General features: G+C 73.5%; 21 protein-coding genes. 12 read left to right on the top strand and 9 right to left on the bottom strand.

Annotated elements, in window-relative coordinates:
• Nucleotides 1–73 precede the first annotated feature (73 nt).
• Entirely contained in the window at nucleotides 74–1,069 is a 996-nt protein-coding gene (locus tag ACZ462_RS22825) for an NAD(P)/FAD-dependent oxidoreductase (RefSeq protein WP_467804756.1), read from the top strand.
• A gap of 123 nt (nucleotides 1,070–1,192) precedes the next feature.
• Here ACZ462_RS22825 and ACZ462_RS22820 read toward each other — a convergent pair whose 3' ends face one another.
• Nucleotides 1,193–2,266: an ATP-dependent DNA ligase gene (locus tag ACZ462_RS22820; RefSeq protein ID WP_467804757.1), complete on the bottom strand. Its 1,074-nt coding sequence runs from the start codon at nucleotides 2,264–2,266 to the stop codon at nucleotides 1,193–1,195.
• Nucleotides 2,267–2,341: 75 nt separating this feature from the next.
• Here ACZ462_RS22820 and ligD point away from each other — a divergent pair, with 75 nt between their 5' ends.
• Together ligD and ACZ462_RS22810 are read left to right on the top strand one after the other, a co-directional pair.
• Entirely contained in the window at nucleotides 2,342–3,412 is a 1,071-nt protein-coding gene (gene ligD / locus ACZ462_RS22815; protein WP_467804759.1) for a non-homologous end-joining DNA ligase, read from the top strand.
• A gap of 129 nt (nucleotides 3,413–3,541) precedes the next feature.
• Nucleotides 3,542–3,799, top strand: coding sequence for a WhiB family transcriptional regulator (locus ACZ462_RS22810; protein WP_467804760.1), 258 nt, complete (start codon nucleotides 3,542–3,544; stop codon nucleotides 3,797–3,799).
• Nucleotides 3,800–3,836: 37 nt separating this feature from the next.
• On the opposite strand, the gene ACZ462_RS22805 is transcribed toward ACZ462_RS22810, so the two are convergent.
• From ACZ462_RS22805 to ssgD, 3 genes are all read right to left on the bottom strand, one after another.
• Entirely contained in the window at nucleotides 3,837–4,808 is a 972-nt protein-coding gene (locus ACZ462_RS22805; protein WP_467804761.1) for an acyl-ACP desaturase, read from the bottom strand.
• Between the two features lie 272 nt (nucleotides 4,809–5,080).
• A complete protein-coding gene (locus tag ACZ462_RS22800; RefSeq protein ID WP_467804762.1) occupies nucleotides 5,081–6,721 on the bottom strand; it encodes an ABC-F family ATP-binding cassette domain-containing protein in 1,641 nt (546 codons plus the stop codon).
• A gap of 210 nt (nucleotides 6,722–6,931) precedes the next feature.
• Entirely contained in the window at nucleotides 6,932–7,348 is a 417-nt protein-coding gene (gene ssgD / locus ACZ462_RS22795; protein ID WP_467804763.1) for a spore wall synthesis regulator SsgD, read from the bottom strand.
• Between the two features lie 356 nt (nucleotides 7,349–7,704).
• Between ssgD and ACZ462_RS22790 the strand changes: the two genes are divergently transcribed.
• Nucleotides 7,705–8,781 (top strand): WD40/YVTN/BNR-like repeat-containing protein, encoded by a 1,077-nt coding sequence (locus ACZ462_RS22790; protein WP_467804764.1) that lies wholly within the window; start codon nucleotides 7,705–7,707, stop codon nucleotides 8,779–8,781.
• 522 nt (nucleotides 8,782–9,303) lie between these two features.
• Here ACZ462_RS22790 and ACZ462_RS22785 read toward each other — a convergent pair.
• Complete coding sequence (locus tag ACZ462_RS22785; protein WP_467804766.1) at nucleotides 9,304–9,603, bottom strand: YciI family protein; 300 nt, start codon at nucleotides 9,601–9,603, stop codon at nucleotides 9,304–9,306.
• A gap of 24 nt (nucleotides 9,604–9,627) precedes the next feature.
• Here ACZ462_RS22785 and ACZ462_RS22780 point away from each other — a divergent pair, with 24 nt between their 5' ends.
• Nucleotides 9,628–10,305 (top strand): endonuclease V, encoded by a 678-nt coding sequence (locus ACZ462_RS22780; RefSeq protein WP_467804767.1) that lies wholly within the window; start codon nucleotides 9,628–9,630, stop codon nucleotides 10,303–10,305.
• A gap of 25 nt (nucleotides 10,306–10,330) precedes the next feature.
• Here ACZ462_RS22780 and ACZ462_RS22775 read toward each other — a convergent pair whose 3' ends face one another.
• Together ACZ462_RS22775 and ACZ462_RS22770 are read right to left on the bottom strand one after the other, a co-directional pair.
• Entirely contained in the window at nucleotides 10,331–11,665 is a 1,335-nt protein-coding gene (locus ACZ462_RS22775; protein ID WP_467804769.1) for a saccharopine dehydrogenase family protein, read from the bottom strand.
• A gap of 110 nt (nucleotides 11,666–11,775) precedes the next feature.
• Nucleotides 11,776–13,425, bottom strand: a complete 1,650-nt coding sequence (locus ACZ462_RS22770; protein WP_467804770.1) for a PKD domain-containing protein — start codon at nucleotides 13,423–13,425, stop codon at nucleotides 11,776–11,778.
• A gap of 222 nt (nucleotides 13,426–13,647) precedes the next feature.
• Here ACZ462_RS22770 and ACZ462_RS22765 point away from each other — a divergent pair, with 222 nt between their 5' ends.
• From ACZ462_RS22765 to ACZ462_RS22740, 6 genes are all read left to right on the top strand, one after another.
• A complete protein-coding gene (locus tag ACZ462_RS22765; RefSeq protein WP_467804771.1) occupies nucleotides 13,648–14,040 on the top strand; it encodes an MmcQ/YjbR family DNA-binding protein in 393 nt (130 codons plus the stop codon).
• A gap of 110 nt (nucleotides 14,041–14,150) precedes the next feature.
• Nucleotides 14,151–15,353: a CaiB/BaiF CoA transferase family protein gene (locus ACZ462_RS22760; RefSeq protein WP_467804772.1), complete on the top strand. Its 1,203-nt coding sequence runs from the start codon at nucleotides 14,151–14,153 to the stop codon at nucleotides 15,351–15,353.
• Nucleotides 15,350–15,481: a hypothetical protein gene (locus ACZ462_RS22755; RefSeq protein ID WP_467804774.1), complete on the top strand. Its 132-nt coding sequence runs from the start codon at nucleotides 15,350–15,352 to the stop codon at nucleotides 15,479–15,481. The genes ACZ462_RS22760 and ACZ462_RS22755 overlap by 4 nt, the downstream gene beginning before the upstream one ends.
• Nucleotides 15,482–15,491: 10 nt before the next feature.
• Entirely contained in the window at nucleotides 15,492–16,634 is a 1,143-nt protein-coding gene (locus tag ACZ462_RS22750; protein WP_467804776.1) for an acyl-CoA dehydrogenase family protein, read from the top strand.
• Between the two features lie 23 nt (nucleotides 16,635–16,657).
• Complete coding sequence (locus tag ACZ462_RS22745; RefSeq protein WP_467804777.1) at nucleotides 16,658–17,872, top strand: acetyl-CoA C-acetyltransferase; 1,215 nt, start codon at nucleotides 16,658–16,660, stop codon at nucleotides 17,870–17,872.
• A 47-nt stretch (nucleotides 17,873–17,919) separates the two neighbouring features.
• Nucleotides 17,920–20,091, top strand: a complete 2,172-nt coding sequence (locus ACZ462_RS22740; protein ID WP_467804779.1) for a 3-hydroxyacyl-CoA dehydrogenase NAD-binding domain-containing protein — start codon at nucleotides 17,920–17,922, stop codon at nucleotides 20,089–20,091.
• Nucleotides 20,092–20,183: 92 nt separating this feature from the next.
• On the opposite strand, the gene ACZ462_RS22735 is transcribed toward ACZ462_RS22740, so the two are convergent.
• Both ACZ462_RS22735 and ACZ462_RS22730 read right to left on the bottom strand, forming a co-directional pair.
• Nucleotides 20,184–20,831: a maltokinase N-terminal cap-like domain-containing protein gene (locus tag ACZ462_RS22735; protein WP_467804780.1), complete on the bottom strand. Its 648-nt coding sequence runs from the start codon at nucleotides 20,829–20,831 to the stop codon at nucleotides 20,184–20,186.
• Nucleotides 20,832–20,888: 57 nt separating this feature from the next.
• Complete coding sequence (locus ACZ462_RS22730; protein WP_467804781.1) at nucleotides 20,889–21,614, bottom strand: MerR family transcriptional regulator; 726 nt, start codon at nucleotides 21,612–21,614, stop codon at nucleotides 20,889–20,891.
• Nucleotides 21,615–21,714: 100 nt separating this feature from the next.
• On the opposite strand from ACZ462_RS22730, the gene ACZ462_RS22725 reads away from it, so the two are divergent.
• Nucleotides 21,715–23,559, top strand: a complete 1,845-nt coding sequence (locus ACZ462_RS22725) for an AMP-dependent synthetase/ligase (protein ID WP_467804782.1) — start codon at nucleotides 21,715–21,717, stop codon at nucleotides 23,557–23,559.
• Nucleotides 23,560–23,805: the final 246 nt, after the last annotated feature.

Below are 23,805 nucleotides of genomic sequence, written 5' to 3'. Positions count from 1 at the left end.
GCGGGCGCACCCTCGCCCGCAGGGTACGTCCGGCCGGCACGGGCGGCCGCGGAAGCGACGCGAGGAGGAACGCATGGGCACCGGTGGCGGTCGGGTGTACGACGTGGCGGTGGTGGGCGGCGGCGCCGCCGGGCTCGCGGGAGCGCTGACCCTGGCGAGGGCGCGGCGCACGGTGGTGGTGCTCGACGCGGGCAGTCCGCGCAACGCGTCCGCGGAGCACCTGCACGGCTACCTCGGACGCGACGGGGCCGCCCCCGCCGAGCTGTCGGCGACCGGGCGCGCCGAGGCGGCCGCGTACGGCGCCGAGATCCGGTCGGCCGCGGCGGGGACGGTGCTCGCGGCGGACCGGCTCGCGGAGGGCGGCTTCGCGCTGCGGTGCGCGGACGGGTCGGCCGTCCGGGCCGGGCGGCTGCTGCTGGCGACGGGCCTGGTCGACGAGCTGCCGGACGTGCCCGGGCTGCGGGAGCGGTGGGGGCTGGATGTGCTGCACTGCCCGTACTGCCACGGCTGGGAGGTCCGCGACCTGCCGATCGCCGTGCTGGCCGGGGGGCCGCTCGCCGTGCACCAGGCGCAGACGTGGCGGAACTGGAGCGACCGGGTGATGCTGCTGGCGCACGCCTGGCGGCCTGGGGCGCAGCAGCGGGAGCTGCTCGCGGCGCTGGACGTGCCGGTGGTGGAGGGCGAGGCCACCGGCCTGGCCGTCGGCGCCGGCGGCCTGTCCGGGGTGACCCTGGCCGGCGGCGGGAGCGTGGAGTGCCGGGCGCTGGTGGTGGCGCCGCGGTTCACGGCGCGCGCCGGGGTGGCCCGGTCGCTCGGCCTGCCGGTGACCGGCGTGGAGCGGGACGGGGTGCAGATCGGCACCTGCCTGGAGGCGGACCCGGCGACCGGGGCGACCGCCCTGCGGGGCGTCTGGGCCGCCGGGAACCTCACCAGCCCGATGGGCCAGCTGGCTGCGGCGGCCGCGGCGGGGGTGCGCGCGGCCGTCGCGATCAACGCGGACCTGATCGAGGAGGCGACGCAGCGGGCCCTCGCGGCCCACCGGTCCCGGCAGGCGCACGGGGCGCGGTAGGCGAGGAGGCGCGGGGCGGGTGGGGCGCCGGCCGGAGGATCGGCCGGACTACGGCGCCGCACGCGGCCGGGCCGGGGCCGGGGGAGGGGGAGAAGCCGCCCGGCGGGTGGGCCGGGTCGGCGTTCAGGCGGCGGGGCCGGTGCCGAGGACTTCGGCGAGGTCGTAGCCGACGACCTCGTCGAGCTGGGCGTACGTACAGCTCTCGGGGGCTCGGTCGGGGCGCCAGCGGCGGAACTGGGCCGTGTGGCGGAAGCGGTCGCCCTCCATGTGGTCGTAGGCGACCTCGCACACGCGCTCGGGGCGCAGCGGCACCCAGGAGAGGTCCTTCTTGCCGGTCCAGCGGCTCTGCGCGCCGGGCAGTCGGGCGCTCTCGTGCGCGGACTCCTCGGCCCATGCGGCCCACGGGTGGCCGGAGGCGTCCTCCATGCGCAGCGGCGCGAGTTCCTCGACGAGTTCGGCCCGGCGCTTCATGGGGAAGGCGGCGCAGACGCCGACGTGCTGGAGGGCGCCGCGGTCGTCGTGGAGGCCCAGCAGCAGCGATCCGACAACCGGACCGGTCTTGTGGAAACGGAAACCGGCGACGACGACGTCGGCCGTACGCTCGTGCTTGATTTTGAACATGAGGCGCGCATCGGGCCGGTAGGGCAGGTCGAGCGGTTTGGCGACCACTCCGTCGAGCCCGGCGCCTTCGAACTGCTCGAACCACTGCTGCGCGAGCGCGGGGTCGGTGGTGGCGGGCGCGAGGTGGACGGGGGGCCGAGTGGTGGCGAGGGCGGAGCACAGGGCGCTGCGGCGGACGGTGAGGGGGGCGTCGAGGAGGGACTCGTCGCCGAGGGCGAGCAGGTCGAAGGCGACGAAGCTGGCGGGGGTGGTGGCGGCCAGGAGGTCGACGCGGGATTTGGCGGGGTGGATCCGCTCGGTCAGCCGGTCGAAGTCCAGCCGCCCGCCGTGCACGATGACGATCTCGCCGTCGACCACGCAGCGGTCCGGCAGGTTCTCCTTCAAAGCGCTCACGAGTTCGGGGAAGTACCTGTTCAGCGGCTTGCCCGTGCGGCTGCCGAGTTCGATCTCGTCGCCGTCGCGGTGGACGATGGCGCGGAAGCCGTCCCACTTCGCCTCGTACTGCATGCCCGGCGGGATCTTCGGCACCGACTTGGCGAGCATCGGCAGCACGGGCGGCATCACGGGCAGGTCCATGCCCACGATTCTGCGGCGGTATGGCGGCCTTCGCCCGGTATGCGCGTCGGGTCGGGCCCGCCTACCGTGGCGCACATGGGTGCATCCGGAAAAGCGATCGAGCTGGAGGCGGGCGGCCGGAAGGTGCGCCTGTCCAATCCGGACAAGGTGTACTTCCCCGAGCGGGGCCTCACCAAGCTCGATGTCGCCCAGTACTACCTGGCCGTCGGGGACGGCATCACCCGCGCCCTGCGCGACCGCCCCACCACGCTGGAGCGGTATCCCGACGGGGTGGAGGGCGAGTCCTTCTTCCAGAAGCGCGCCCCGAAAACCCTGCCCGACTGGATCCCCACCGCCCACATCGCCTTCCCCAGCGGGCGCACCGCCGACGAGATCTGCCCGACCGAGCCGGCCGCCGTGCTGTGGGCCGCCAACCTCGGCTGCCTCACCTTCCACCCCTGGCCGGTACGCCGGGAGGACACCGACCGGCCCGACGAGCTGCGCATCGACCTCGACCCCCAGCCGGGCACCGACTACGGCGACGCGGTGGTCGCCGCGCACGAGCTGCGCGACATCCTGGAGGAGCTGGGCCTGCGCGGCTGGCCCAAGACCTCGGGCGGGCGCGGGCTGCACGTGTTCGTCCCGATCGAGCCGCGGTGGACCTTCACCGACGTACGGCGCTGCGCGATCGCGATCGGACGCGAACTGGAGGCCCGCATGCCGGGCCGGGTCACCACCGCCTGGTGGAAGGAGGAGCGCGGCGAGCGGATCTTCGTCGACTACAACCAGACGGCCCGCGACCGCACCATCGCCTCGGCGTACTCCGTGCGGCCCCGCCCCCACGCCCCGGTGTCGGCCCCGCTCCGCTGGGACGAGCTGGACTCCGCGGAGCCCCGGGACTTCGACATCACCACGATGCCCGACCGGTACGCCGAGCTCGGCGACCTGCACGCCGACATGGACGACCACGCCTTCACCTTGGATGCCGCGCTGGAACTCGCCGAGCGGCAGGAGCACGACGAGGGCCTCGGCGACATGCCGTACCCGCCGGACTACCCGAAGATGCCGGGCGAGCCCAAGCGCGTTCAGCCGAGCCGCGCGAGGAAGGCCGGACCTGCCGAGTCCGCCGAGTCCGCCGAGTCCGCCGAGGATGCGGGGGCGGGGTGAACCGCCGGGTGCGGGGCGGCCGGATGCCGGCGGGCGGTGGGGTGGAAGGTGCGCACCGGGCGCTCCGCTGCCGGCGGTGTTGATGGGTCGTTGATCAGACGTCCATCGCCGGGCGTGAGGATCGGCGGCATGTCGATGAACACCACCACCGCTCCCGCCGCGGCCTCCGCGGCCCCCGCCTGGTACGAGTTCGCGCTGTGCGCGCAGACGGGCGCGGACTTCTTCTTCCCCGAGCCGGGCAACTCGCTGCGGGAGGCGAAGCGGCTGTGCGCGGCGTGCGAGGTGCGGGCCGGCTGCCTGGAGTACGCCCTCGCCAACGACGAGCGCTTCGGTGTGTGGGGCGGCCTGTCCGAGGCGGAGCGCCTCGCGCTGCGCCCGCGCCGCTGACCCGGCCGGCATCCGGCCGGGCCGCGGCAGCGGCCAGTCAGCCCTTGCGGGCCGCCAGGCGGGCCGCGCGGGCGGCGAGGCGCTCGTCGAACTTGCGGGCCTCGGAGTCCAGGCCGTCCATGAAGAGGCCGAGCTCCTCCTGGGCCTGCCGGCCCTCCGGGCCGAGGCCGTCGATGCTCATGATCTTCAGGAAGCGGATGACGGGGCTCAGGACGTCGTCGTGGTGGATGCGCAGGTTGTAGACGCCGCCGATCGCCATCTGGGCGGCCATCCGCTCGAAGCCCGGCATGCCGTGTCCGGGCATCCGGAAGTTCACCACGACGTCGCGCACGGCCTGCATCGTCAGGTCGGGGGCGATGTCGAAGGCCGCGCCCAGCAGGTTCCGGTAGAAGATCATGTGCAGGTTCTCGTCCTGCGCGATGCGGGCCAGCATGCGGTCGCAGACCGGGTCGCCGGACTGGTGGCCGGTGTTGCGGTGCGAGATGCGGGTGGCCAGCTCCTGGAACGCGACGTACGCCACAGAGTGCAGCATCGAGTGGCGGTTGTCGGACTCGAAGCCCTCCGACATGTGCTGCATGCGGAACGCTTCGAGCTTGTCCGGGTCCACGGCGCGCGAGGCCAGCAGGTAGTCGCGCATCACGATGCCGTGGCGGCCCTCCTCGGCGGTCCAGCGGTGGACCCAGGTGCCCCAGGCGCCGTTCCGCCCGAACAGCGTGGCGATCTCGTGGTGGTAGCTGGGCAGGTTGTCCTCGGTCAGCAGGTTCACGACCAAGGCGATCTTGCCGATGTCCGTGACCTTGGACTGCTGCGGGTCCCAGGCCTCGCCGTCCTCGAAGAACGCCGGGAAGTTCCGGCCGTCGCTCCACGGGACGTACTCGTGGGGCATCCAGTCCTTGGTGACCTTCAGGTGGCGGTTGAGCTCCTTCTCGACCACCTCTTCCAGCGCGTACAGCAGCTTCGCGTCGGTCCACGCCGCAGAGCTGCCGAGGTGGGGAGAGGTGATCGTCACGGGTACTCCTGGGGACAAAGCGAATTACCTACGGTTCCGTAGCCTACGACGCCGTAGGTTAAGCGGACCGTGAGGGTCAGCCAAGCCCCGGTCGTTCATATGACCGGCTACGTCCCGTTATCTCTGCAGTTGATCGGGGTGTACGGGGCCGCAGACGCGTCGAATGTCACGCACGAAGGTGGCCCCCGCCCCCGCCTTGACGGCGGCACGCGGCCGCACGGGAGGGCAGGGGACGGGGGTGGGGCGGGGCGGGAGAGGGGCGCCCCGCCGGGTCAGGCGGACCAGAGGGTCTCGCGGACCTCTTCCGCCGTCGTGGGCCGCAGGTCGCCGTCGAGCAGCAGCCAGCGGGTGATGCCGACCGACTCCAGGAACGGCACGTCGTGGCTCGCGACGATCAGCGCCCCCTGGTACGACTCCAGCGCACCGGCGAGCTGGCCCGCGCTCGCCAGGTCCAGGTTGTTCGTCGGCTCGTCCAGCATCAGCAGCTGCGGAGCCGGCTCGGCCAGCAGCAGCGCCGCGAGCGCCGCCCGGAACCGCTCCCCGCCCGAGAGGGCGCCGGCCGCCCGGTCGGCGCGGGCGCCGCGGAACAGGAAGTGCGCGAGCCGCGCCCGCACCACGTTGTTCGAAGCCTGGGGCGCGAACCGGGCCACGTTCTCCACGACCGACAGCCCGTCGTCCAGCACGTCCAGCCGCTGCGGCAGGAACCGCGCGGGCACGTGGACGGCCACCTCGCCGGACTCCGGCTCCAGCAGCCCCTCGACCGTCCGCAGCAGTGTCGTCTTGCCCGAGCCGTTGCGGCCGACCAGGGCGACCCGCTCGGGCCCCCGCAGGTCCCAGTCCAGCGGCGCCCCGGCCCCGTGCGCGAGCCGCAGCCGCGACAGGTCCAGGACCCGCCGGCCCGGCGGGACCAGCGTCGCCGGCAGCTCGATGCGGATCTCGTCGTCGTCCCGGACCGCCTCCACCGCCTGGTCGAGCCGTTCCCGTGCCTGCGTGAGCCGCTCGGCATGCAGCGTGCGGTGCTTGCCGGCGGACTGCTGCGCCGCGCTCCTGCGGTTGTTCGCGACGATCTTCGGCACGCGCTTGTTCTCGTACATCTTCTGTGCGAACCGCCTGCGCCGCGCCAGCTTCACGTGCGCGTCCGACAGCTCGCGCTTCTGCCGCTGCACATCGGCCTCCGCGACCCTGACCAGCCGCTCGGCCGCCTCCTGCTCGGCCGCCAGCTGCTGCTCGTAGGCGCTGAAGTTGCCGCCGTACCAGTGGACCTCGCCCTCGTGGAGCTCGGCGATCTGGTCGACCCGCTCCAGCAGCTCCCGGTCGTGGCTCGCCAGCAGCAGCACCCCCGGCCAGGACTCGACCGCCGCGTACAGCCGGCGGCGGGCCCGCAGGTCCAGGTTGTTCGTGGGCTCGTCCAGCAGCAGCACGTCGGGGCGCGCCAGCAGCAGCGCCGCCAGCCGCAGCAACACGCTTTCACCGCCGGACAGTTCGCCGACGGTGCGGTCCAGGCCGACCGGCCCGAGGCCCAGCTGGTCGAGGGCGGCGAGGGCCCGCTCCTCGACGTCCCAGTCGTCGCCGACGGCGGCGAAGTTCGCCTCGGTCGCCTCGCCGGCCTCGATCGCGTGCAGGGCGGCCCGCACGCCGCGGATGCCGAGGGCCTCGTCGACGCGCAGCGAGGTGTCGAGGGTGATGTCCTGCGGCAGGTGGCCGACCGTGCCCGACACGGCCAACCGGCCGTCACGAGGCGCGAGTCGGCCGGTGATCAGCTTCAGCAGGGTGGACTTCCCGCTGCCGTTGCGCCCGATGAGCCCGGTGCGTCCGGGGCCGATCGTCAGGTCGAAGCCGTCGAAGACGGGCGTGCCGTCGGGCCAGTCGAAGGAGAGCGCGGAGCAGGTGATGAATGCAGAGGTGTTACCCATGGAGGCCTCCAGGTTGCGTGAGTGGTGCGAGCAACTGGGGAGACAGCCGAGGACGGGTGGGATGCGCGATGCGCCGGGTGGACCCTGTCGGTCGGTGTCTCGGACCTCAGAAGAGCAACGTCCTGCTCCGTTTCGGCGGGGATGGGAACGCCGATGACGCTACGGGCGGCCGAAGCCGCCCGCAAACGAATTACCCGGCCGCCGGCAGGCTCAGCGCGGACCCCGCATCAGCTCCGCCAGGCTGTGGTCCATGTCGAGGTAGAGGTGCTCGTGGCCCGGCGAAACCACCTCCGCGGACCTCCGCAGGAAACGCCGCAGCTCCGCCGTCTCCATCAGCACGATCGCGACACCCTCCGGGGCGTGGAACTCGATCGTCGTCCGCTCCCCGTCGTACGGGCGCACCCGCACGTCGCCCTGGCCCGACGGCCTGATCAGGCCCGACCTCAGCAGCTCGCGCGCGAACGTCCACGACACCTCGACGCCCTCCAGCGTGGCCGGAGCGGGGAAGGCCATCCGCACGGCGAACGGATCCGACCGGTCGTAGCAGAGAGTGACGGGTACGGTTTCCACCTTCGGTGCGGTGGCTACCAGACGTGCCTGCACGGCCTGCTCGATAACAGTGATCAAGGCTCGCTCCCTTGCGGCGGATCTGCAGCCGGGTCTGGGCTGGAGCCCGGCAACCCGATAGACGCCGCAATCGGCAAATCCGTGCACGGGCGATGACGTGAGCTGCGTCACCGATTGGCTGGAACGCGTCCATCCGGTCACAGTCGGTGACCGAAAGCGTTCCGTCGGCCGAAGGGGCGCCCGTCCCCGGCGCCCGCCGGGGGTGAATCGAGAACGGCCGATTCCCGCTCACTCCACAGGCCCAACGCCTGCCCGGGCGAGGGGGCGGCACGCCCTCGGGGCCCGCCGCGGGCACCCTGGACGGCGCCTCCGCGGGTGCACTAGCTTCCGGCGCCATGAGACTCCTGAGAATTGGCATGTCCGCGGCGGTTGCGGCGGCGATCGCCCTCACCGCCGCCCCCGCCCACGCGGACGCCACCGCACCCGCCGCCGGGGACAACCAGGCCTTACGCGGCGCCGGATGGGCCCTCAAGCAGACCGGCAAGGACGCCCGCTTCCGCGGCCTGGCCGCCGTCAACCGCTCCACCGCCTGGGTGGCCGGCTCCAAGGGGACCGTGCTGCGCACCCTCGACGGGGGTCGCAGCTGGCAGGACGTCTCACCGCCCACGGCCGCCGCCGAGGGCCTCGAACTGCGCGACATCGAGGCGTTCGACGCCCGCCGCGCCGTCGCCCTCTCCATCGGCGAGGGTGAGGCGTCGCGGGTGCTGCGCACCGAAGACGGCGGCCGCACCTGGACGGAAACCTTCCGGAACCCCGATCCGCGTGCCTTCTACGACTGCCTGACCTTCTTCGACTCCCGGCACGGCCTCGCCATGAGCGACCCGGTGGACGGCAGGTTCCGCATCCTGTCCACCGACGACGGCGGGCGCAGCTGGACCGTCCTGCCCGACGCGGGCATGCCACCGGCCCTGTCGGGCGAAGCCGGCTTCGCGGCGAGCGGCCAGTGCCTGGTGAGCGCCGGGCCGCGCGACGTGTGGCTCGCCACCGGCGGCGGCGCCACCGCCCGCATCCTGCACTCATCGGACCGCGGCCGCACCTGGCGGACCGCCGAGTCCGGCATCCCGGCCGGCAACCCGGCCAAGGGCGTCTTCGCCCTCGCCTTCCGCGACCGCACGACCGGCCTGGCCGTCGGCGGTGACTACCGCACCGGCGAGACCTCCCCGCAGGCCGCCGCCGTCTCCGCGGACGCCGGCCGCAGCTGGACCCCCGCCACCACCCCGCCCCCGGCCTACCGCTCGGGCGCGGCCTGGCTCCCGCACACCCGCGCCACGGCCCTCGCGGTCGGCCCGACGGGCACAGACGCCACCACAGACGGCGGCCGCACCTGGCGCCCGCTGTCCGCGGGCTCGTTCGACACGGTCGACTGCACCCCGGACGGCAGCTGCTGGGCGGCGGGGGAGAAGGGCCGGGTGGGACGCTTGGAACGCGGCTGACGGGGCGGAAGCGGGGCCGGCGGGAGGCGCGCGGTCGGGGTCGGAGGGCGACGGCCTATGGGGTGTGTCAGAGTCCTTGCTCTCCCGCCCCGGCTGCCCCTTTCGCCCCACCGGCATCAGCCGCGCCCGCTCGGCGCCGTGGCCCGGCCACACGCCCTCCCAAGCCCCGGCATCAAGGCCCTTGCGGCGGCCGGGTGGCCGCAACTGCATGAAACCACGCCCAGAGCATCATCTGGGGCGCTCCGCTGCCCAGGACGGTGGCCAGGCGCCGAACAGGCGGGGGCGTGTAGCGGTATGGGGCGGTCAGCGACGCCACCGCAGGGAGCGCCCTTTGCAGGGCGGCCCGCGCCGGAACGGCAATGGGCTGACGGGCGTCGGCTGCCGCGGCCCGGGTTCCGCCGTCGCCTACCCGGCCCCGAGTCAGCGGCTCCCGCCGCACGGCTCCCGTCGTTGCTCACCGCCCCCGAGGCGCCGGCCGCGGCCGCCCAGCCGGTGTTGTCCCCTCCCCGGCTGCCCGGCTTTCTAGCCGCGCGCCGTTTCCCGCGCTGCCGACAGGGGCGGGGACGTCTTCGTGGCGATGAACTCCGTGATGCGGTATTCGCAGAGGCCCGCGGTGGTGAAGGGGTCCTCCTCGGCGATCTTTTCGATCTCCTCGCGGGAGACGCCCGACGCCAGGATGATGCCGCCGTCGCGGGGGACCTTGCGGCCCGAGGCGAGGAAGACGCCCGAGGCGTAGTGGGCGTCCAGCCAGGCGATGTGGGCGTCGAGCTGTTCCTCGACGGCTTCGAGGGGCGCGGTGTAGGTGAGCTCCATGACAAACATGGGGTGAGGCTACTCTCGCATCACATGACCATGGTGAAGACCCCCGCCGACGAGGCCGAGGCCCGGGCGATACAGGATGAGCTGCGCACTGCCGTCGTGCTGGACGAAGCCGGGCCACCGACCGGGCGCGGGCTCGTCGCCGGAGTGGACGTCGCGTACGACGACGGGCGGGACCTGGTGGCCGCCGCGGCCGTGGTGCTCGACGCGGCGACGCTGGACGTCGTCGAGGAGCGGACCGCCGTCGGGCGCGTCAGCTTTCCGTACGTGCCCGGGCTGCTCGCCTTCCGGGAGCTGCCGACCGTCCTGGCGGCGCTCGACGCGCTGTCCGTCCCGCCGGACCTGGTCGTCTGCGACGGCTACGGGCTCGCGCACCCCAGGGGCTTCGGGCTGGCCTGCCACCTCGGGGTGGTGACGGGGCTGCCCAGCATGGGCGTGGCGAAGAACCCGTTCACCTTCACCTACGACGAGCCCGGTCCACACCGGGGCGACGCCGCCGCGCTGCTCGCGGGCGACGGCGGTGTCGTCGGGAGGGCACTGCGGACGCAGGACGGGATCAAGCCGGTGTACGTGTCCGTGGGACACAGGGTCTCGCTCGACAACGCCTGCGCACACGCCCTCGCGCTCAGCCCGCGGTTCCGCATCCCCGAGAGCACCCGCCGGGCGGACTCGCTGTGCCGGCGGGCGCTGCGCGAGGCGTCCTGACGGGTCTCCCGGCGGGGGCGAGGCGTCAGCGTGCCGAGGCGACGCGGAAGCGGATCCCGGCCTTCCGGAGGCGGTCGAGGAGGGAGTCGCCCATCGCGACGGCGGTGGTGAGCTGTCCGGCCCGCTGCGGGAGGGAGTCGTAGGCCAGGCACAGGGCGGACTCGGCCAGCATCTTCGCGGTCTCGCCGTAGCCCGGGTCGCCGCCCGAGACCTCGGTGAGAACGCGGCGGCCGCCGCCCTCGCCGACGAAGCGGACGGTGAACCAGCTGCGGGCCCGGCGTTCGGCGTCGGGGCCGCGCCCCGGCTCCCAGCGGCCCATCAGCCACTGCCGGGCGGGCGGGAGTTGTGCCAGCGCGGCGGTCGCGCCGACGGCCACGGTGCCGCCGAGGGCGAAGGGGAGGTGCTTGACCGAGGCGTAGTGGCGGTAGCGGAAGTCGGGCCCGTAGCGGTCGAGGGCGGCGGCGGACCGGGCCACGATGCGCGGGTCGAGGGAGGGCAGCGGGAGGGCCCAGGCCCCGGTCTCCCGGCTGAACCGGGGCACGCCGAGGGGGCCGCGGACGCGGCGTCCCGGCAGCCGGTGCTCGTGGAGGCGGCGTTCGCGGGCGGCGGCGAGGGTCTGCGGGGCGCGGCCCATGGCGGTGAGGGCGGAGGCGAGGGTTCCGCCGGAGAAGAGGGCGTTGGAGCGCATGAAGCCGTCCACGCGGATGGGGACGTCCCGGGGGAGCTGCGCGACGGTGAAGTACGTGCCGAGGTCGGCGGGGATGGAGTCGAAGCCGCAGGCGTGGACCAGCCGGGCGCCGGTCTCCCGGGCGGCCGCGTCGTGCAGGACGTAGGTGCGGTCGACGAACTCGGGCTCGCCGGTGAGGTCGACGTAGTCGGTGCCGGCGGCGGCGCAGGCGGCGACGATCTCGCCGCCGTAGAGGACGTACGGTCCTACGGTCGTGGCGAGGACGCGGGTGGCGGCGGCGAGTTCCCCTACGGCTGCCTGGTCGGAGGCGTCGGCCTGGATCAGCGGGACGTCCGCGGCCGCCGGGTGGAGGGCGGCGATGCGGTCGCGGAGCCGCTCCAGCTTCGCGCGGTCGCGTCCGGCCAGGGCCCACCGGCAGTCGGCGGGGGCGTGCGCGGCGAGGTACTCGGCGGTCAGGGCGCCGACGAAGCCGGTCGCACCGAAGAGGACGAGGTCGTGGGGCCGGTCCGCCTCCTTCGCCCGGCGTCCGGTGGCCTGCTCGGCCTTCCCCTGCGCCTGCGCCTGGGTCTCGCCCTGGGCCCGGTCCGAGGCCCGGTCGTGGCCGGCGGCCCGCTCCCGCCCCCCTTCGTCCCGTCCCGCCGTCGGACCGGCCTGTCGGACGTCTTCGTTCATCACGGCTCCTCCCAGCTCGTACCCGGGGCCGAGGCTAGCGTGCGCCGGGTGCGGGGCGGGCGGCGCCCCGTCCGCGGCCGGGAGGCCTCAGGCGGGGCGCCGGCCGGGGGTCAGTTGTCCTCGTACAGGCCGAAGATGTCGACCACGAGGTCGATGTCGGCGTCGCTCTGGTTCCAGATGTCGATGATCCCGTACGGGCCGGTGCCCGCCTGGACCAGGTTCGGGACCGTGTTGCCGCGGGTCCAGTTGAGGGTGGAGGAGGTCGGCGTGGGCGGCCAGACCTCGCCGCCGTTGTCGTAGTCGGCCAGCGAGTTCGGGTCCGGTGTGACGGCCAGGTGGCCGGCGCCCTTGGGGTTGGTCACCGTGGTGTTGAGGACGAAGCCCTTGGTGTGCGGGAACCCGTCGGCGAGCGGCATGTACACGTAGCTGCGGCCCTCCAGCGGACCCCAGCCCCAGGTGGCGCCGTCCCGGGTGTCGAGCAGGCGCTCCGGCTTGAGCGGCACGTAGGCGTTGGCGCTGGAGGGGCTGTAGTAGCCGACGATGTCGATGACGACGTCGGTCGGGTTCCAGCCGCCGTTGCGGATGCTGATCTCGCCGGTGGCGCCGAGCGGGACGATCACCGCGTTGGCGATGGTCTGCCCGGCGGTGAAGTTGAGGTTCGACACCGCCGGGGCGGTCCCGCTGCCGGGGAAGACGGTGAGGTGGCCGTCGCTCTTGGGGTTGGTGACGGTCACGTTCAGCGCGACGGCGGTGGCGTTGTCCAGGCCCCGGATCGGCTTGGTGAGCGTGCCGTAGCCCTTGATCTGCCCCTGGGGGACGCCGGTGCCGTTGCGGGTGTCGACGAGGCGCTGCGGATCCATCGGGGTGTAGCCGCTGGAGGAGGACTTGGTGAAGTAGCCGGTGACGTCGGCGATGAGGTCGACCGGCTGCCAGCCGCCGTTGTGGAGGTTCACGTACCCGTTCTTGCCGACGGGGACGATGACCAGGTTCGGGACGGTCTGGCCCGGGGCGAAGTTGACGTTCGAGGTGGTGGGCTTCTCCCCGCCGTCCGGGTAGGCGGTGATGTGGCCGCCGCTGGTGGCGTTGGTGACGGTGACGTTGAGGACGACGGCGGTCACCCCGGCGGGGATGTCGGCGTTGCCGCCGATCTGGAGCCGGGTCTGGCCGTAGGCGGGCACCTTCCCCTGGGGGGCGCCGGTGCCGTTGCGGGTGTCGAGGAGGCGCTTCGGGGCGTGGGGCGTGAAGTGGGAGCCCTGGGTCCAGACGGCGATCTGGTTGACGGCGGAGGCCTGCGTGACCTGGTCCGTGACGGTGACGCGGACCGTGTAGCCGCCGGGCTTTCCGTACTGGTGGGGGGTCGTCAGCGTCTGGCCTCCGGCGGACGCCTTCTCGCTGGTGGTGCCGTCGCCCCAGTCGAACGAGACGGAGACGGGGTTGGCCGTGCCCGTGGTGGCGGCGTCGACCTCGATGCCGTGCGCGCTGGTGGTGAAGGCCTTCAGGTCCACGGCTATCTCGTTCTGCGCCGCCTCGGCGGAGGCGGCCCCGGCCCGGTCCGCGGCGGGGGCCTGCCGGACCGACCGGTCGGCGGGGCTGGTGAACGCGGCAGCCTCCCGCTGCGGCGCCCCGGCAAGGTCGGGCCGGGCGATGCCGTGCGGCTCGGGCCGGCCGGTGTCCCGGTCGGCCGCGTGGGCCGAGGCGGGTACGAGCGCGACACCGGCCGCGAGGACGGCGGCGGATGCCGCGAGTCGGCGGTAGGACACCGGGTTTCCCCCCAAGGAAAAGTTGTTGAGCCTTTGAGCAAGGCTGAAGCCCGCTCAGGGTACAGAGTCGAACGGACATCGAACACCGGGGTTTTTGCAGGTCGCGGGTCCGTTTGCCGGAAGTGCCCGGTCCGGTTGTCCGGCCCGGCGGCCGCCGGGGGGCTAGCGTGGGTGGGCGGCGGACCCGGGTGCGGGCGCCGACGGCGTCGAGCGGAGGAGCCGGTGAAGGCTGCGGTGCGCAAGTGGGAGGCGGTGCGGGAGTTCGCCCTGGGGCTGCCTGAGGCGGTGGAGGAGTTCCCCTGGGGGCCCGAGGACTGCGTCGTGAAGGTCAACAAGAAGATCTTCGTCTTCCTGGGCGGCACCGACGGCCCGCAGTCGCCGGGCATCTCGGTCAAGCTCAAGGACGAGGCACTGCACGGCCACGCCATGGCCGCCCCGGGGGCGGAGCCCACCGGCTACGGACTGGGCCGGTCCGGGTGGGTGTCGGTGCCGCTCGGGGAGCCGGGGGCGCCGTCCGCGGCGGTGCTGTGCGAGTGGGTGGAGGAGAGCTACCGGACGGTCGCCCTGAAGCGGCACGTGAAGGAGCTGGACGAGCGGATCGCGTCAAACGGCTAAGCGCTTGCTCTTGTGCTGGGGGTGGCCCGTTCCTAGCATCACTGGTGTTACATCAGTTGTGTCACACACGTACGCACTCACTCGCCGCACACCAGGATGCCGGGGGCTCGATGTCAGTGACAGGTGCCGGGCAGGCACACGGCCACACCCGCGCCCCCGGGGCCGCCCCCGGAGGCGCCTCCGGGCGCCCCGGCGGCGGCCCGCTCGCGGGCCTGCGCGTCGTCGAGCTGGCGGGCATCGGCCCCGGCCCGTTCGCGGCCATGCTGCTCGCCGACCTCGGTGCGGACGTCGTCCGCGTCGACCGGCCCGGCGGCGGCGGCCTCGCCGTCGACCCCGCGTACGACACCACCAACCGCGGCAAGCGCTCCGTCCTCGTCGACCTGAAGGCCGACGGCGGCGCCGCCCTCGTGCTCGACCTGGCCGAGCGGGCCGACGTGCTCATCGAGGGCCTGCGGCCGGGGGTCGCCGAGCGGCTCGGCGTCGGTCCGGCCGAGTGCCTCGCCCGCAACCCGCGCCTGGTCTACGGGCGGATGACCGGCTGGGGCCAGGACGGCCCCCTCGCCCCCACCGCGGGGCACGACATCGCGTACATCGCCGTCACCGGAGCCCTCGGCATGATCGGACGGCCGGGGGAGCCCCCGGCCGTCCCGGCCAACCTCCTCGGCGACTACGCGGGCGGCTCCCTCTACCTCGTCATCGGCATCCTCGCGGCGCTCCGGCACGCCGCCGCCCCGGGCGGCGCCGGCCAGGTCGTCGACGCGGCCATCGTCGACGGCACCGCACACCTGACCGCCATGGTCCACGGCATGATGGCCGCCGGCGGCTGGCAGGACCGCCGCGGCGCGAACCTCCTCGACGGCGGCTGCCCCTTCTACGGCACCTACGAGACCTCCGACGGCGGCCACATGGCGGTCGGCGCGCTGGAGCAGCAGTTCTACGACACCTTCACCACCCTCCTCGGGATCGCCGACCGGGCCCCCGCCCGCAAGGACGCGGCCCGCTGGGGGGAGCTGCGCGAGGCCGTCGCCGACGCCTTCAGGTCCCGTACGAGGCGGGAGTGGACGGAGGTCTTCGAAGGCACCGACGCGTGCGTGGCGCCCGTCCTGTCGCTGCGCGAGGCGCCGCACCACCCCCACCTGGCCGCCCGCGGCACCTTCACCGACGTCGGCGGGATCGTCCAGCCCGCGCCCGCCCCCCGCTTCTCCGCGACGCCCGCCGCCGTGCGCGGCGGACCCGCCCGGCCGGGCGCCGACACCGCGTCGGTGGCCCGCGACTGGGGCGTGCCGGGCCTGGCCGGGAAGGGCGGCGCATGATGGATCCCGCCGGGTACGTCCGCGAGCGCCTCGCGGCCTTCCGCGAGGCGGGCGCCACGATGCCGAACGCCACGCCCGCCGGCCCCGGGCCGGCCCGGCTGACCGAAACCGTCCCGAGCTGTCCGTAGGGGGAAACCGATGCAACGACGCATCTTCGACGCCGACCACGAGGCGTTCCGCGACACCGTCCGCACCTTCCTCGCCAAGGAGGTGCTGCCGTACTACGAGCAGTGGGAGAAGGACGGCATCACCAGCCGCGACGCGTGGCGGGCCGCCGGCCGGCAGGGGCTGCTGGGACTCGCCGTCCCCGAGGAGTACGGCGGCGGCGGGAACACCGACTTCCGGTACGCCGCGGTCCTCGCCGAGGAGTTCACCCGGGCCGGCACCCCCGGCCTGGCCCTCGGCCTGCACAACGACATCATCGGCCCGTACCTGGTCAACCTGGGCACCGAGGAGCAGAAGCGGCGCTGGCTGCCCGGCTTCTGCTCCGGAGAGGTGATCACCGCGATCGCGATGACCGAGCCGGGCGCCGGCAGCGACCTCCAGGGCATCCGCACCACCGCCGAGGACCGCGGCGACCACTGGCTGCTGAGCGGCTCCAAGACGTTCATCTCCAACGGCATCCTCGCCGACCTCGTCATCGTCGTCGCCCGGACCAGCCCGGAGGGCGGCGCGCACGGCCTGTCGCTGCTCGTCGTCGAGCGCGGCGCGGAGGGCTTCGAGCGCGGCCGGAACCTCGACAAGATCGGCCAGAAGGCGCAGGACACCGCCGAGCTGTTCTTCCACGACGTGCGCGTCCCCAAGGAGAACCTGCTGGGCGAGCTCGGCGGCGGGTTCGTCCACCTGATGAACCACCTCGCGCAGGAGCGGCTCGCCATAGCGATGGCGGGCATCGCCGCCGCCGAGCACCTGCTGGAGATCACCACCGCGTACGTCAAGGAGCGCGAGGCGTTCGGGCGGCCGCTGTCCAAGCTCCAGCACATCCGCTTCGAGATCGCCGAGATGGCCACCGAATGCGCCGTCACCCGCACCTTCGTCGACCGCTGCATAGCCGACCACTCCGACGGGCAGCTCGACCACGTCCACGCCTCGATGGCCAAGTGGTGGGCCACCGAACTCCAGAAGCGGGTCGCCGACCGCTGCCTGCAACTCCACGGCGGATACGGCTACATGACCGAATACCGGGTCGCGCGGGCCTTCACCGACGGCCGGATCCAGACCATCTACGGCGGCACGACCGAGATCATGAAGGAGATCATCGGTCGTTCCCTGCTCGGCTAACCTCCCCTCGAAAGGCTTGACCAGTGAGCACCGAAGCGTACGTGTACGACGCGATCCGCACGCCGCGCGGCCGCGGCAAGGCCAACGGCTCCCTGCACGGCACCAAGCCGATCGACCTGGTCGTCGGCCTCATCCACGCGCTGCGCGAGCGGAACCCCGGCCTCGACCCCGCCGCCATCGACGACATCGTCCTCGGCGTCGTAGGCCCGGTCGGCGACCAGGGCTCCGACATCGCCCGCATCGCGGCCATCGCCGCGGGCCTCCCCGACACCGTCGCCGGCGTGCAGGAGAACCGCTTCTGTGCGTCCGGCCTGGAGGCCGTGAACCTGGCGGCCGCGAAGGTCCGCTCCGGCTGGGAGGACCTCGTCCTCGCGGGCGGCGTGGAGTCCATGTCCCGCGTCCCCATGGCCTCCGACGGCGGCGCCTGGTTCAACGACCCGATGACCAACTGGGACGTCAACTTCGTCCCGCAGGGCATCGGCGCCGACCTGATCGCCACCATCGAGGGCTTCTCCCGCCGGGACGTCGACGAGTACGCCGCCCTCTCCCAGGAGCGCGCCGCGACCGCCGTCAAGGAGGGCCGTTTCGCCCGCTCCCTCGTACCCGTCACCGACCGCAACGGCCTGGTCGTCCTCGACCACGACGAGTTCATCCGCCCCGGCACGACGGCCGACACCCTCGCCAAGCTCAAGCCGTCCTTCGCCGACATCGGCGAACTCGGCGGCTTCGACGCCGTCGCCCTGCAGAAGTACCACTGGATCGAGAAGATCGACCACGTCCACCACGCGGGCAACTCCTCCGGCATCGTCGACGGCGCCTCGCTCGTCGCGATCGGCTCCCGCGAGGCGGGCGAGCGGGCAGGCCTGGCGCCGCGCGCCCGCATCGTCTCCGCCGCCGTGTCCGGCTCCGAGCCCACCATCATGCTCACCGGGCCCGCCCCCGCGACCCGCAAGGCCCTCGCCAAGGCAGGCCTCACCATCGGCGACATCGACCTCATCGAGATCAACGAGGCCTTCGCCGGCGTCGTCCTGCGCTTCGTCAAGGACATGGGGACCACCCTCGACAAGGTCAACGTCAACGGCGGCGCCATCGCGCTGGGCCACCCGCTCGGCGCCACCGGCGCGATGATCCTCGGCACCCTCGTCGACGAACTGGAGCGCCAGGACAAGCGCTACGGGCTCGCCACCCTCTGCGTCGGCGGCGGCATGGGCGTGGCCACCGTCGTCGAGCGCCTCTGACACACCGTCCTGCACCCCCTGACCCCTCCGACACGGAAGTAGCGAACATGAGCGAGTCCACCACGATCCGCTGGGAGCAGGACGAGACCGGCGTCGTCACGCTGGTCCTCGACGACCCCGACCAGTCCGCCAACACCATGAACCAGGCCTTCACGGACTCGATCGCGGCCGTCGCCGACCGCGCCGAGGCCGAGAAGGACTCCATCCGCGGCATCATCTACACCTCCGCCAAGAAGACCTTCTTCGCCGGCGGGGACCTCAAGGAGATGATCCGGCTGCGCCCCGAGGACGCGCAGGCCGCCTTCGACACCGGCACCGGGATCAAGCGGTCGCTGCGCCGCATCGAGACCCTCGGCGTGCCCGTCGTCGCCGCGATCAACGGCGCCGCACTCGGCGGGGGTTACGAGATCGCCCTGGCCTCCCACCACCGCGTCGCACTCGACGCGCCCGGATCGAAGATCGGCCTGCCCGAGGTCACCCTCGGCCTGCTGCCCGCCGCAGGCGGCGTCACCCGCACCGTCCGCCTCATGGGCATCACCGACGCGCTGCTGAAGGTCCTGCTCCAGGGCACCCAGTACAGCCCGAAGCGCGCCCTCGACAGCGGCCTCGTCCACGAACTGGCGGCGACGCCCGAGGAGATGCTCGCCAAGGCGCGCGCCTTCATCGACGCCAACCCCGAGTCGAAGCAGCCGTGGGACGTGCCCGGCTACCGGATCCCCGGCGGGACGCCCGCCCACCCCAAGTTCGCCGCGAACCTGCCGGCGTTCCCCGCGAACCTCAAGAAGCAGCTGAACGGGGCCCCGTACCCGGCGCCGCGCAACATCATGGCGGCCGCCGTCGAGGGAGCCCAGGTCGACTTCGAGACGGCGCAGACCATCGAGGCCCGCTACTTCACGGAGCTGGTGACCGGCCAGACCGCGAAGAACATGATCCAGGCGTTCTTCTTCGACCTCCAGGCCGTCAACGCCGGCCGGAGCCGCCCCCGGGGCGTGGAGGCGCGCACCGTCCGCCGCGTCGCCGTCCTCGGCGCCGGGATGATGGGCGCGGGGATCGCCTATTCCTGCGCCCGCGCCGGCATCGAGGTCGTGCTGAAGGACGTCACCGCCGAGGCCGCCGCCAAGGGCAAGGCGTACTCGGAGAAGCTGCTCGACAAGGCCGTCGCCAAGGGCCGCACCACCGAGGCCGCGCGCGCCGAGCTGCTGGCCCGGATCACCCCGACCGCCGACACCGCCGACCTGGCGGGCTGCGACGCGGTCATCGAGGCGGTCTTCGAGGACACCTCCCTGAAGCACAAGGTGTTCCAGGAGGTCCAGGACGTCGTCGCTCCCGACGCGCTGCTGTGCTCCAACACCTCCACCCTGCCCATCACAGGGCTCGCCGAGGGCGTCGAACGGCCCGCCGACTTCATCGGCCTGCACTTCTTCTCGCCCGTCGACAAGATGCCGCTGGTCGAGATCATCAAGGGGGAGCGGACCGGCGACGAGGCCATCGCCCGCGCCTTCGACCTCGTCCGGCAGATCAACAAGACCCCCATCGTGGTCAACGACTCGCGCGGCTTCTTCACCTCGCGCGTCATCGGCCAGTTCATCAACGAGGGCGTCGCGATGGTCGGCGAGGGCGTCGAGCCCGCCTCCGTCGAGCAGGCCGCCGCCCAGGCCGGCTACCCGGCAAAGGTGCTCTCCCTCATGGACGAGCTCACCCTCACCCTCCCGCGGAAGATCCGCAACGAGACCCGCAAGGCCGTCGAAGCCGAGGGCCGCACCTGGACCCCGCACCCCGCGGACGAGGTCATCGACCGCATGGTCGACGAGTTCGCCCGCCCCGGACGCAGCGGCGGAGCCGGCTTCTACGACTACGACGAGGCGGGCAAGCGCTCCCGGATCTGGCCGGGCCTGCGCGAGCACTTCGGCCGGCCCGGCGCGGACGTGCCCTTCGAGGACATGAAGGAGCGGATGCTCTTCGCCGAGGCCCTCGACACCGTCCGCTGCCTCGACGAGGGCGTCCTCACCTCGATCGCCGACGCCAACATCGGCTCCATCATGGGCATCGGCTTCCCCGCCTGGACCGGCGGCGTCATCCAGTACATCAACGGCTACGAGGGCGGCCTGCCCGGCTTCGTCGCCCGGGCCCGCGAGCTGGCCGACCGCTACGGCGACCGCTTCACGCCGCCCGCCTCGCTGGTCGCCAAGGCCGAGCGCGGGGAGACGTACGCGGACTGACGCGGCGGGCCGACGCACGCCGGCCGGCTGAGCGCGATGTGCCATCCGACCGCCCCCGGGGACGTCCCCCCGGGGGCGGCCCGAGGCCCGCGTCAGGCGCCGTCCAGCGCGGCGAACACCCCGCGGTGCGCGGTGCCGTCGGGGGCGGTCCAGCCGGTGACGACCCCGGCCGCACCGCCGCCCTCGAGGCCGCCCGGCCGCAGGACGCGTACGATCCGCAGCACCGCCTGCCCGCCCCCGAAGCGGACCTCGGTGCCCTCCGCCGTGGTCGCGGCCCCCGCGGCCGCCGCGTCGAGCCCTTCCGCAGCACCCGGGCCGCCCTCCACGACCACCGTCGGGTCCGGAGCGCCGTCGATGCTCTGCGCCCAGGGCTGCGCCTCGCCGCGCAGCAGCGCGAGGACCTGTCCGACGGCCACCGGGTCGTGCGCGGCGTCGTACACCCAGCGGGTGCCCAGCACCCCGTGCTCGACGGTGCCGATCAGCGCCCCCTCGGCCCCCTCCAGCGGCGCACCCCGGTACGTCATCGGCACGTGGTAGGCGACCGGGTCCGGCGCGGAGGCGTCGGTGACGACCATGAACTCGATGCCGACCTCGCCCTCGGGGTCGTCCAGCCGGAACCCGCCGGCCTTGACCGGCTCCGGGCCGCCGCCCGTGGCGGCGTACCACGGCTGCGAGGGCAGCCAGGCCGCGAGCAGTTCGAGCTTGGTCGGGGTGATGGTGGTTTTGTGGATCACAGACATGATCCCGAACCTACCGGCTGCCGAAGGCAGTTGGGAGGCGCTGCCGGTCCGCCCGCGTCAGTCGCCGGAGGCGAACTGGGCCTTCAGCTCCTCGCGCAGCGACCGCTGGAACGCCGTGACCAGCGCCTGCACCACCATCGGCTGCATGTGCGCGGACAGCGCCTTCATCGACTCCACCCGCTCCGGATCGTCCTCGCCCTCGGTGAACGGCCCCCACACCTCGTCGCGGAACAGCCGTGTCAGCTCCCGCGCCGTCGCCCGCGCATGCTCCAGCAGCACCTCCCGGGCCGCCAGGACCGTCCCGTGCGAGATCGGCACGTCGAGCAGGGCGACCCCCAGCCGCAGCAGCGACAGGTCCACCCGGAACCGCTCCGGGCCGCCGCCTACCACGTTCATCGCGGCGAGCCGGCGCAGGTCCTCCTCCGGCAGCGCCCGCCCCGCCCGCCGCTCCAGCTCCTCCAGCGAGACCTCCTCCGCCGAATCCGGCGCCCACGACGAGACCAGCGCCCGGTGGATCGCCAGGTCGTGGGCGCTGAGGTCACCGGGCAGGGCGTCCAGGTAGCGCTCGATGGCCGACAGCGTCATGCCCTGGTGCTGGAGCTCCTCGATCAGCGCGAGCCGCGAGAGGTGCTCGGGCCCGTACCGGCCCACCCGACGCGGTCCGATCACGGGAGGGGGCAAAAGCCCGCGCGTGCTGTAGAACCGTACGGTGCGGACGGTGACCCCCGCCCGTGCGGCGAGCTCGTCGACGGTGAGCGTGGGCTCGGGCACCCCGGTGGTCATGGTTACTCGCCCCGCTCTCTGATCAGCACGTCCCGTTCCGGTACCGCGGTTCAACAGTATTGCTGTCGCACCAACGATGTGAAACGGCGAGGAGCTGCCCATGAGCACGATCCTGCGACTGCCCGGACGTCCCGAACAGCTCACCCTGCCCGCCCTGCTCGCCCGCAACGCCGCCGAGTACGGCGACCTCCCCGCCCTCTCGTGGCGCACGGGGGATGCCGCGTCCCCCGGCTGGACCACCCTCGGCTGGGCCGAGGTGCGGCGCAGGGTCGCCGCCCTCGCCGCCGGCTACGCCTCGCTCGGCGTCGAGCGCGGCGAACACGTCCTGATCATGATGGGCAACCGGCCCGAGCACTGGCTCACCGACCTCGCCCTGGTCCACCTCGGCGCCGTCCCCGTCACCGTGTACGGCACCTCCGCGCCCGAGCAGACCGCCTACACCGCCCGCCACAGCCGGGCCCGCCTCGCCGTCGTCGGGGGCGCCGGCGAACTGCCGCGCTGGGAACCGCTGCTGGCCGACACGTCCGTACCGCTGGAGCGGCTCGTCGTCGCCGACGCCGACGCCGCCGGGGCGCACCGCTCGTACGACGCGGTGTACGCGGCCGGGACCCGGCTGCACAGCCCCGACGCCTTCGAGAAGGCCTGGCGGGAGCTGCGCCCTGAGGACCCGCTGACCGTCGTCTACACCTCGGGCACCACCGGCGACCCCAAGGGCGTCCGGCTCACCCACCGCAACATCCTGCTCCAGTCCGTCCGCCTCGACCGGCGCGTCGAACTCCCGGAGCACGCCGAGCACATCTGCTACCTGCCCTTCGCGCACATCGCCGAGCGGATCCTCGGCATCTACCTGCCGCTGCTGCGCGCCGCGCACGTACGGCTCGTCGCCGACCCGGCGGCCGTCGCCGCCGCCGTACGGGAACTGCGGCCCGTGCAGTTCTTCGGGGTGCCCCGCGTGTGGGAGAAACTCGCCGCGGGCCTGCGGGCGGTGCTCGCCGGGCTGCCGCGCGAGCAGCGGGAGGCCATCGAGGAGGCGAACGGCCTCGCCCGGACCGCGGCCGGGCACCTGGAGCGCGGCGAGCCCGTCCAGGCCGAGGTGGGGGCCGCGTACGACCGGGCCAAGGAGCGCGTCCTGGACCCGCTGCTGCGGCTGGCCGGGCTCGACCGGCTGCTGTGGACGGCCAGCGCGACCGCGCCGATGCCGATCGACGTCGTACGGTTCTGGGCCGGCTGGGGGATCACCGTCATGGACGCGTGGGGCCTGACGGAAACCTCCGGCGTGTGCACCGTCAACAGCCACGACGCGTTCCGGCTCGGGTCGGTCGGCCGGCCCATCGAGGGCCTGGAGCTGCGCATCGCCGACGACGGGGAGATCTTCGCCCGCGGCGACACCGTCTTCGGCGGCTACCTCCGGCCCGACGGGTCGCTGGAGAGCGCCCGCGACGCGGAGGGCTGGTTCCCCACCGGGGACGTAGGCCGGATCGACCAGGACGGGTTCCTGTGGCTGACCGACCGCAAGAAGGAGCTGATCATCACCTCGACCGGCAAGAACGTCTCCCCGGCCCTGGTGGAGAACACCTTGAAGGAACACCCCCTGATCGGCCAGGCCCTGGCCCACGGCGACGGCCGCTCCTACCTCGTCGCCCTGCTCGTCCTCGACGCCGAACTCGCCCCGGCGTGGGCGTCGGCCCGCGGCATCGAGGCGCCCTCCCTCGCCGACCTCGCCCGGCATCCGCAGGTGCGCGCGGAGATCGCCGCCGCGGTCGAGACCGCCAACGCCCGCCTCAACCGCACGGAACAGATCAAGCGCTACCACCTGCTGACCACGGAATGGGGCCCGGAGACCGGCGAACTGACCCCGTCGCTGAAACTCCGCCGCCGCGTGGTCCGCGACAAGTACGCCGACACGATCGACTCCCTGTACAGGGTCGGGCCCGACACCCGGTGACCCTGTCGGCGCTCCGGTCGGCCCCGCGGCCCCGGCCTGCGTCCCGGGCGGCGGGGGCGGGGGCGGCTGGAGCGGCGGGCGGGGTCGGAGGGAGCCCACCGGTTGGGGTCGGGCGTGCGACGGCCGCGGTGCGGTTTGGCGGGAGTCGATGGGTCGGGGTCGGGGGTGTGGCTGGGGGTGTCCCCGGCAGTTGATGGTGTCCGGGGCGGGCCGGTCCCTCAAGGGCCAAGGCCGCGTAGTTAGGTG

Source organism: Streptomyces sp. NPDC031121, from assembly GCF_055570615.1.
Note: the sequence above shows the minus strand (reverse complement) of the source record. Positions and strands in the feature narration are given on the sequence as shown.

Bases quoted from the DNA above. Each gene is read 5' to 3' on its own strand.
- ACZ462_RS22825 (WP_467804756.1), top strand. From the start codon at position 74: ATGGGCACCGGTGGCGGTCGGGTGTACGACGTGGCGGTGGTGGGCGGC.
- ACZ462_RS22820 (WP_467804757.1), bottom strand. From the start codon at position 2,266: ATGGACCTGCCCGTGATGCCGCCCGTGCTGCCGATGCTCGCCAAGTCG.
- ligD (WP_467804759.1), top strand. From the start codon at position 2,342: ATGGGTGCATCCGGAAAAGCGATCGAGCTGGAGGCGGGCGGCCGGAAG.
- ACZ462_RS22810 (WP_467804760.1), top strand. From the start codon at position 3,542: ATGTCGATGAACACCACCACCGCTCCCGCCGCGGCCTCCGCGGCCCCC.
- ACZ462_RS22800 (WP_467804762.1), bottom strand. From the start codon at position 6,721: ATGGGTAACACCTCTGCATTCATCACCTGCTCCGCGCTCTCCTTCGAC.
- ACZ462_RS22790 (WP_467804764.1), top strand. From the start codon at position 7,705: ATGTCCGCGGCGGTTGCGGCGGCGATCGCCCTCACCGCCGCCCCCGCC.
- ACZ462_RS22785 (WP_467804766.1), bottom strand. From the start codon at position 9,603: ATGTTTGTCATGGAGCTCACCTACACCGCGCCCCTCGAAGCCGTCGAG.
- ACZ462_RS22780 (WP_467804767.1), top strand. From the start codon at position 9,628: ATGACCATGGTGAAGACCCCCGCCGACGAGGCCGAGGCCCGGGCGATA.
- ACZ462_RS22775 (WP_467804769.1), bottom strand. From the start codon at position 11,665: ATGAACGAAGACGTCCGACAGGCCGGTCCGACGGCGGGACGGGACGAA.
- ACZ462_RS22760 (WP_467804772.1), top strand. From the start codon at position 14,151: ATGTCAGTGACAGGTGCCGGGCAGGCACACGGCCACACCCGCGCCCCC.
- ACZ462_RS22755 (WP_467804774.1), top strand. From the start codon at position 15,350: ATGATGGATCCCGCCGGGTACGTCCGCGAGCGCCTCGCGGCCTTCCGC.
- ACZ462_RS22750 (WP_467804776.1), top strand. From the start codon at position 15,492: ATGCAACGACGCATCTTCGACGCCGACCACGAGGCGTTCCGCGACACC.
- ACZ462_RS22740 (WP_467804779.1), top strand. From the start codon at position 17,920: ATGAGCGAGTCCACCACGATCCGCTGGGAGCAGGACGAGACCGGCGTC.
- ACZ462_RS22735 (WP_467804780.1), bottom strand. From the start codon at position 20,831: ATGTCTGTGATCCACAAAACCACCATCACCCCGACCAAGCTCGAACTG.
- ACZ462_RS22730 (WP_467804781.1), bottom strand. From the start codon at position 21,614: ATGACCACCGGGGTGCCCGAGCCCACGCTCACCGTCGACGAGCTCGCC.
- ACZ462_RS22725 (WP_467804782.1), top strand. From the start codon at position 21,715: ATGAGCACGATCCTGCGACTGCCCGGACGTCCCGAACAGCTCACCCTG.